The sequence below is a fragment of the Hymenobacter sp. genome, assembly GCF_035709525.1.
In the GTDB taxonomy this organism is placed as follows: domain Bacteria; phylum Bacteroidota; class Bacteroidia; order Cytophagales; family Hymenobacteraceae; genus Hymenobacter.
The window spans coordinates 1-8,526 of the sequence record NZ_DASTEP010000112.1; the positions used below are offsets into that span (position 1 = coordinate 1).

4 protein-coding genes are annotated in these 8,526 nt (G+C 64.4%); 2 read left to right on the top strand and 2 right to left on the bottom strand.

Annotated elements, in window-relative coordinates:
- Window positions 1-84 precede the first annotated feature (84 nt).
- Window positions 85-2,484 (bottom strand): glycoside hydrolase family 127 protein, encoded by a 2,400-nt coding sequence (locus tag VFO93_RS09450; RefSeq protein WP_325134119.1) that lies wholly within the window; start codon window positions 2,482-2,484, stop codon window positions 85-87.
- A gap of 320 nt (window positions 2,485-2,804) precedes the next feature.
- Between VFO93_RS09450 and VFO93_RS09455 the strand changes: the two genes are divergently transcribed.
- Window positions 2,805-4,532 carry a DUF6044 family protein gene (locus VFO93_RS09455; RefSeq protein WP_325134120.1) on the top strand — a complete coding sequence of 576 codons (1,728 nt, stop codon included), beginning with the start codon at window positions 2,805-2,807 and terminating at the stop codon, window positions 4,530-4,532.
- A 149-nt stretch (window positions 4,533-4,681) separates the two neighbouring features.
- On the opposite strand, the gene VFO93_RS09460 is transcribed toward VFO93_RS09455, so the two are convergent.
- Entirely contained in the window at window positions 4,682-5,107 is a 426-nt protein-coding gene (locus VFO93_RS09460) for a hypothetical protein (RefSeq protein WP_325134121.1), read from the bottom strand.
- Window positions 5,108-5,260: 153 nt separating this feature from the next.
- Between VFO93_RS09460 and VFO93_RS09465 the strand changes: the two genes are divergently transcribed.
- Window positions 5,261-8,299: an FtsK/SpoIIIE family DNA translocase gene (locus VFO93_RS09465; protein ID WP_325134122.1), complete on the top strand. Its 3,039-nt coding sequence runs from the start codon at window positions 5,261-5,263 to the stop codon at window positions 8,297-8,299.
- The last annotated feature ends 227 nt before the right edge of the window (window positions 8,300-8,526 follow it).

Genomic DNA, 8,526 nt, shown 5'->3' on the forward strand with positions numbered 1-8,526 from the left:
CGCCAGCAGACGCAAGCGAACGTTGTTAGGCGTCAGGCTCCCCCTCTTTTTTGGAGAGGGGGCCGGGGGGTGAGGTTCGCGCGCCTACTTCACCATCCATTCGTGAATGCCCGCCGCATTGTCCACCGGCAATTGCACCTCCAGCTTCAGCGCGGTAGTCTGCACCGGCTCGAAGGTCAGCGTATTATACTTATCCTTGGCCACGGCGTAGGGCGTGGTGTTTTTCACGGGGAGCCATTTACCGTCTTTCTGGTAATAAACCTTGTAGCTGGCCGGGACGCGGCAACCGCCCCAGGGGCCATCGTCAAACCAATAAACTTTAGATTCCGACACCGTAGCCGGCTCGGCAAAGTCGTACTGCACGTACTCGGTGGTGTTCTTTTTGGGCCACCAGTGCAGGTAGGGGTAGCTGGCGTCCTGCGAGCTAGCGGGGTCGTACTGGTCGGCGAGTGCCTTGAGGGTTTTCGTGCTTTTCAAGGACGAGCTGGCCGTGCTGCGCGAGGCGATGGTGGGCGCGGCCTGGGGCCGGGCGGCCGACGTCTCGTAGGGTACCCACACGGTCATGTCGCTGGGGCCGCGGTTGGCCCAGGCGTAGTACGGAATGGCTTGTACGGCCTGCGGCGTGGTCAGGAGCTGGTCGGAGTTGAGCTGGCGGCGGGTGGCTACGCCGTTGGTTTTGAGTACGTCGAGGCCGTTGAGCAGGCCGTCCTGGTACACTACTTCCACCGGGGCTTTCTGGTCGACGGTGATGTTTTGCACCAAGCCGTTGGCATTATCGGGGCCTTCGAGGCAGTACACGAGCGGGCCGCGCTGAAAGGCAAATTTGCCCTGGTCGTCTTTTACTTCGGTTTTCGCTACTACCTTTTCCGTTTCCATCGGCAAAGTCAGCGTCACGTGGTCGCCTTTTTGCCAGCGGCGCTTCAGCACCGCGTAGCCGTGGTCGAGGGTGTACTGCACCGGCTTGCCGTTGATGCTGAGCGGAATAGCCTGCGGTGTGGCATCCGCGAAGCTATAGAGGCCGCCGGGCGTGGGCTGCTGCTGCGCCCAGCCGGGGATGCGGACGCGCAGCGTGAATTCCTGCCGCTTCAGCGGGTTCACGGCCAGGTCGAGCTGGCCGTCCCAGGGGTAGTTGGTGGTTTGCTCGATGCTGACCTTGCCCGTAGGCAACTGCACCTCGCTGGTACTGGCCATGAACAAGTTGACGTACAGATTGTCCCCATTCTGGGCGTACACGTAGCCCGGCACCGAGGCCATGAAGCGCGTCATGTTGGAGATGCAGCAGGCGCAGGCAAACCACGCCCCGCGCTGGTGCTGCCCCATCGAGGCCAGCGGGTTGGGGTAGAAGAAGTGGTCGCCGCTGAGCGACACGCCCGCCAGCAGGCCGTTGTAGAGGGTGCGCTCCAGCACGTCCACGTACTTGGCATCGCCGTGCAAGAGAAACATGCGCTGGTTCCAGTACACGTTGGCGATGGAGGCGCAGGTTTCGGCGTAGGCGCTCATGTTGGGCAGCTCAAAGGCCTTGCCGAAGGCCTCGCCATTGCCGGTGGCCCCGATGCCGCCCGTGATGTAGAGCTTCTTGCCCACCACGTCGTCCCAGATGGCGTCGATGGCCGTGAGGTAGCGCTTGTCGCCGGTGAGGGCGGCCACGTCGGCCATGCCCGAGTACATGTAGGTGGCGCGCACGGCGTGGCCCTCGGCTATGTCCTGGTCCACCACCCGCTTGTTGGCTTGGTTGTAGGCGTCGCCCTTGGGGCCGCGCACGTCCAGAAAAAACTTGGCCAAATCGAGGTACTGCTGCCGGCCCGTGACGCGGTAGAGCTTGGCCAGCCCGATTTCGACTATTTGGTGGCCGGGGTACACTTCGATTTTGCCCGGCCCGAGGTCGCGCACCAGTAGGTCGGCGTTTTTGGTAGCGATGTCGAGCAGGGTTTTCTTGCCGGTGGCCTGGTAGTGGGCCACGGCCGCTTCGTAGAGGTGGCCCGCGTTGTAGAGCTCGTGGCTGAGGTCTTCCTCTTTTTCCCAGCGCTTCTGGCCTATCCACTCGTGGGGCTTGGCGGCCTTCACCGTCCGAAAGGTGTAGAGGTAGCCGTCCGGCTCCTGCGCCTTGCCGATGAGGGTGATGAGCGAATCGACGTAGGCGGCCAGCTTGGGGTTTTGCTTGACTTGCATGGCATACGACGCGCCCTCAATCACCTTGTAGATGTCGGTGTCGTCAAAGGGGAACTGCGTGAGCTTGTCGCCCGGCAGCTCGCCGGCCGCCCGCCGAAAGTTATCGAGGTGGCCATCATTGCGGCACTGTTGCAAGGTGTGCGGAATGGTCACGTCGGCGTTGGTTTGCATCTTGGGTGCCCAAAACTTGTCGTGCACGTGCACCTGCGTAAACGCCACCGGCTGAATGGGATAGTCGCGTGGCGGGGCTTTTTGGGCACTGGCCGCGCCGGCCACGCCGAGGCCGAGCAGACCGAGAAAAAAGGGAAAACGCATAAGGGAAGCTGGGGTGGGAGGAACTTGGGAAAAAGCAGACGGGCCTTAAAGAAGCGCGATAAAGCCCTTAACAGCACAAGATAGCGAGCAGCGCCCGCCCAGTTACCGCGCGCTGGTTGTGTTTGCCCGAAACGTTTGCGGGCGGCTTCCATCCGTCATGCTGAGCGGAGCGCAGCGCAGCCGAAGCATCTCTATCGCTTCGTTGAACGGCCCGGATGAAGCGGCAGAGATGCTTCGACTCCGCTGCGCTGCGCTCAGCATGACGGGCGGAAGCTGGCGGAAAACCCGGTAGGCCATTCCGTTCTTTGCAGCGATTTCGCATGACGCCATTTACTACTACCAACCCCATCCGCTGGGCCCTGCTGGGGCTACTCCTGTTTCTACTGCCGCTGGTGGCGCTGGGGCCGCGCACCTTCATCCTTCTGCACGACAACCTGGAGGCCGAGGTAGTGTGGGCGCACCTGCTGGCCAAGATGCACCTGGCCCTAGCCCACGGCCCCAGTGCGGTAGTGCCGCCCATCATGAACGGCCTGCCCCGCGAGGCCCTGCGCTCGGGGCTGAGTTTCACCATCTTCATCTTCCATCTGCTGCCCGATTCTCCGCTGGCGGCCTACCTGCTGCACGAGGCGCTGGTGCGCCTGGCCGGGCTGCTGGGCATGTACTGGCTACTACGCGGCTACGGCCTGGCCCGCCCTGCGCAGCGCGGCCTGGCGGCGGCCGTGGCGCTGCTGTGGGCCGCGCTGCCCGCGTACAGCATCTTTGGCCTCAGCGTATTGGGCCAGCCGGCGCTGCTGCGGGCGGCGCTCGATTTGCGGGCCGAGCGTGGGCGCGGGGCGGCGCTGTTGGTGTGCGCGGCGCTGCCGTGGTGGTCGTCGTTTGTGCTGGTGGGGCCGTTTATAGCGGCGGCGTGGGGGCTGGGTCTGCTGCTCGACCTGGCGCGGCGCGGGCGGGCGGCGGGGCCGGCTGCCGGGCGCGGGGCGGCCGGGCTGACGCTGCTGCTACTGAGCTACGTGGTGGTGGAGTGGCAGCTGTTCTACGGCCTGCTGGTGGCCAAAAGCTTCGTGGCGCACCGCGAGGAATTTGATTTAGTGCGGCTGGCTCGGCCGGGTTTGGGCCGGGGGCTGCGCGAGGCGGGCCAGCTATTCTGGCTGGGGCACTACCACGCCAGCCCGTTTTTTAAGGGCGGCATTCTGGTGGCCGTGGCGGTGGTGCTGGCCCGGCTGGCGGGCCCGGCGCGGCGGCCGCTGCTGGTGCGGGTAGGGGCGGGGCTGGCGGCCATCGCGGGCCTGAGCTTGCTGGCGGGGCTGCTGCCGCAGGTGTCGGCCGCGCTGCAAGGGCGGCTACCGCTGTTGCACGCTTTTTCGCTGGGGCGGTTTTACTTTTTGCTGGCCTTGCCCTGGGTGCTGGTGCTGGTGGCAGCCGTGCGGCAGCTGCCCGCCGGGCGGCTAACCTACGCGCTGGTGGCGCTGCAATTGCCGTTCATCCTGGCCGCCAACCCCGAGTTTACCAATAACCTGCGCGCCTTGGCTGGCCGCCCTAAGGCTGATGCGCCCGGCTACGCGGCCTACGTGGCGCCGCAGCTGCTGGGGCAGGCGCGGGCGTTCATCCAGGCCCGCACCGGCCAGGCACCGCCGGCCTACCGCGTGGCCTGCCTGGGGCTGCCGCCCGCCGTGGCGCAGCTCAACGGCTTTTACACCCTCGACTCGTACCAGACGCTTTACCCGCTCACCTACAAGCACGCCTTCCGCCCGCTCATCGCCGGCGAGTTGGCCAAAAGCCCCGAGCTGGCCGCCTACTTCGACGCTTGGGGCAACCGCTGCTACTTGTTTTCGGCCGAGCTGGGGCGCGATTTTCTGGTGGGCAAGCGGCCCGTTCGCACCGTGCAGCACTGGGTTTTCGACGCGGCGGCGTTCCGCCGGCTGGGCGGGCGCTACGTGCTGTCGGCCGTGCGGCTGGCGCGGCTCGAGGAGAGCGGCCTGCGCCCGCTTGGCGTGTTCGACGACTCGGCGGCCTACTGGCAGCTGTATTTGTACGAGGCCAGCCGTTGAATGGCGTAGAGACGCACTATTTTGCGTCTGGCGTCTGGATACGTTACAGACGTGAGGCTAGCCTTTTCCCCGACCTGCCGCACCTGTGCTGGCGTCAGGATACGGTACCAGACGTAAGACGCAAAATAGTGCGTCTCTACCCCGCTCGATTAGCAGGGCACCGCGTGCTGGCACTCGCGCAGCCAGCATTCGGCATCTTCGAGCGAGGTGAAAAATTGCAGCTCAAACTTATCGCCAAAAAGATTATGCTCGAGTAGCAAACCCAGGTCGTCTTCGGTGTGGGGCTGGAGCACGTGGGCCACGTAGCACAAGCCCAACTGGCCGGCCTGCGGCACCCAGATGTGCTGGAGCCAATCGACAGAGTCGAGCCACGGGCCCAGCACCCGGCTGTTGTCGTTGAGCAGGTAGTGTACCCGGCCGGCGGGCAGGTACCGCAGCAGCTCGGTGGCGACGTGGTGGCTGTCGGGGGTAGTAGCCACGCCCGACCAGGTCAGGTGCAGCCAGTGGGCGGGCTCGTCATAGGCTACGCGGCAGTACTCGCGGCCGCCAAGATGGTGAAAACGGAAGTCAAACATGGTAAAAATCGAAGTAAAAGTAGCAACCGGACAAAAAATAAGGCACCAGATAAAAGCTCCGCTATGAGTCTATTTGACGCAAAACCCCTGCCTGGAGTTGCCCCGCAACCGCCGCCCGTGGCGTAGATTTGACTTTTACCGCTTGCTCCGCGCATGGCTTCCAACAACTACCGAAACCCGACGAGTGGCCCCCCCGCCACCAACCGCCAGGCCCCCGCCGCCGCCCCCGAAAACGGGCCCGCGCGGGCCCGTGGCAATACCCCGCGCACCGCCGCGCCCGCCGCCGAGCCGGCCACTACTACCACCCGCCCGGCCGCCAACAGCCGGGCCCGCGCCGCCGCCAAGCCCGCCGCTGCTCCGCGCCCGCCCCGGCCGCCGCGCGCGGGCGAGGGCTTTAGCCTGAGCCAGGCCGCGGCCTTCTTGCGCGACCGCCGCTTTCACCTGCTGGTGGGCTTCGGGCTGCTGCTGGGCTCGATATACCTCACCATCGCCTTCACGTCGTTCCTGTTCAGCGGGCGCGCCGACCAGAGCATCGTGGCCGCGCTGGGCACCGTGCCGGTGAAGGAAGCCGGCCAGGAATCGGGCAATCTGCTGGGCTTGCTCGGGGCGTGGCTGGCTGAGAAATGCATCTACCGGGGCTTCGGGCTGGCGGCCTATGCGCTCATTCCGATGGTGTTTTTCCTGGGCTACAAAATCGTGTTTCGCCGGGCCAAAGGCTCGGTGAGCTACGTGCTGGCCCTGGGCCTGTTTACAATGCTGTGGACCAGCATCTTGCTGGGCTACGTGGTGGTGCAGATGGCCGCCCCCGGCACCGACCCCACCCAGGCGCACCGCTTCGACTGGCTCAGCGGCGGCGGCGGCTACGAAATGGCCCTCTGGCTGCAATCGCTGGTGGGTTGGGGCACGGTGCTGCTGCTGGCGTTTGGGCTGATAATGTTCGTGGTGTTCTTCTTCAATATCACCAGCCTCGACCTCGGCCTGGGCGGCCGCGACGAGGAGGAAGGGGAGGAAGACGCCCCCGAAGAAGCTGCTGTGCCCGCGATGGCCGCCGCGCCGGCCGTGGCCGCTCGCCCGTCGGCCAAGGATGCCCCGCGCCCGGCCATCCTTTCCGAGGAAGACGACGAAGACGAGCCCGCTCCTGCCCGCGAGCCCGAGTTTGAGCCCGCGCCCGCCCCGCCCCCGCGCCCCAGCCCACTCAAAGCGCCGGCGCTCAGTACCAATTTCGAGGTAGCCGAGCCGGCTACCGCCGCACCAGAGGCCGAGTTTGAGCCCGCCCCGTGGGCTGCCGCGCCAGCGGCCGTGCCGCTGGTACTAGCCGGGGCCACGGCCGCGCTGTCGCCGGTGGCGGCTGGTGCCGTAGCGGCTGCTAACACCACGGCCGGAGTTGCTACGGCTGCCGCGGCTGCTACTGGCCCGGCGTTCTCGTTCGAGCTACCCGAAGCCGAGCCGGAGGTGCTGGAAATCGCGCCCAGCGTGGCTGCCACCATCCCCACGCCGCTCTCGCTCGCCGACCTCGCTGACGATGATGCGCCACTGCCTGCTCCAATCACCAAGCACCAGGCACCAAGCACCAGCTTAGAAATAACCATCCCCAGCCGCGACGACCTGGACCCCAACGCGGGGGCCGACATCGCGGCGGTGGCCGATGAGGACGAGGACGCCGACGCCATGCCCGACGTCAACTACGACCCCACGCTCGACCTCTCGCGCTACCAGTTCCCGACCCTGGAGCTGCTCAACGACTACGGCGTGGCCAAAGCCCAGGTAACTAAGGAGGAACTGGAAGCCAACAAGGACCGCATTGTGGAGACGCTGGGCCACTACAACATCGCCATCGCCAGCATCAAGGCCACCATCGGGCCGACCGTAACACTGTACGAGATTGTGCCCGAAGCCGGTATTCGTATCTCCAAAATCAAGAGCCTGGAAGACGATATTGCCTTGAGCCTGGCCGCGTTGGGTATTCGCATTATCGCCCCGATTCCGGGCAAGGGTACCATCGGTATCGAGGTTCCAAACACCAAGAAGGAGATGGTGAGCATCCGCTCGGTGCTGGGTTCGGAGAAGTTTGCCCGCTCCGAAATGGACCTGCCGGTGGCCTTCGGCCGCACCATCACCAACGAAGTATTCGTGGCCGACCTGGCTAAAATGCCGCACCTGCTGATGGCCGGTGCCACCGGCCAGGGTAAGTCGGTGGGCTTGAACGTGATTCTGGCCTCGCTGCTCTACAAGCGCCACCCTGCGCAGCTCAAGTTTGTGCTGGTTGACCCCAAGAAGGTGGAGCTTAGCATCTTCAACAAAATTGAGCGCCACTTTCTGGCCAAGCTGCCCGACGTGGATGAGCCCATCATCACCGACACCAAGAAGGTGGTGCACACGCTCAACTCGCTGTGCATGGAGATGGACCGCCGCTACGACTTGCTGAAGGAAGCCGGCTGCCGCAACCTCAAGGAGTACAACGCCAAGTTTATCGAGCGGCGGCTGAACCCCAAGAAGGGCCATCGCTTTATGCCGTTTATCGTGCTGGTAATCGACGAGTTGGCCGACCTCATGATGACGGCCGGCAAGGAAGTCGAGCAGCCCATTGCGCGCCTCGCGCAGCTGGCCCGCGCCATCGGCATCCACCTCATCGTGGCCACCCAGCGCCCCTCCGTAAACGTGATTACGGGTATCATCAAGGCCAACTTTCCGTGCCGGATTTCCTTTAAGGTGACCAGCAAAATCGACTCGCGCACCATCTTGGACACCGGCGGGGCCGACCAGCTTATCGGCCAGGGCGACATGCTGTTTTCGGCCGGCTCGGACCTGATTCGGGTGCAGTGTGCCTTCATCGACACGCCCGAGGTCGACCGTGTGTGCGACTACATCGGCGGGCAGCAAGGCTACCCCGATGCCTACCTGCTGCCCGAAGTGGCCGGAGCCGACGGCGACAGCGACGGCGATTCGGGCGACTTCGACCTGAGCGAGCGTGACTCGATGTTTGAGGAAGCCGCCCGCTGCATCGTGCTGCACCAGCAGGGCTCGACCTCGCTTATTCAGCGCAAGCTCAAGCTGGGCTACAACCGCTCGGGCCGCATCGTGGACCAGCTGGAGCGCGCCGGCATCGTGGGTCCGTTCCAGGGCTCGAAGCAGCGCGACGTGCTCATCCCGGACGAGTACCAGCTGGAGCAATTGCTGAACTCGCTGAAGTAGTCATTTAACAAGTTAGGTTTCAGTTAAAAACGATTGTCCTTGCGAGCGTAGCGAAGCAATCGCACCTGAGTGGAGCCCGAACGGCGAGGCTCAATAGGTGTGATTGCTTCGCTACGCTCGCAAGGACATTTTTTATGTAGTAAAAAGAACCACAAGTTGTTAAATGATAAATGTTAATTGTTAAATGACTTTTGGCCTTGCTTTTGCGTATGCGCCCGTATCCGGCC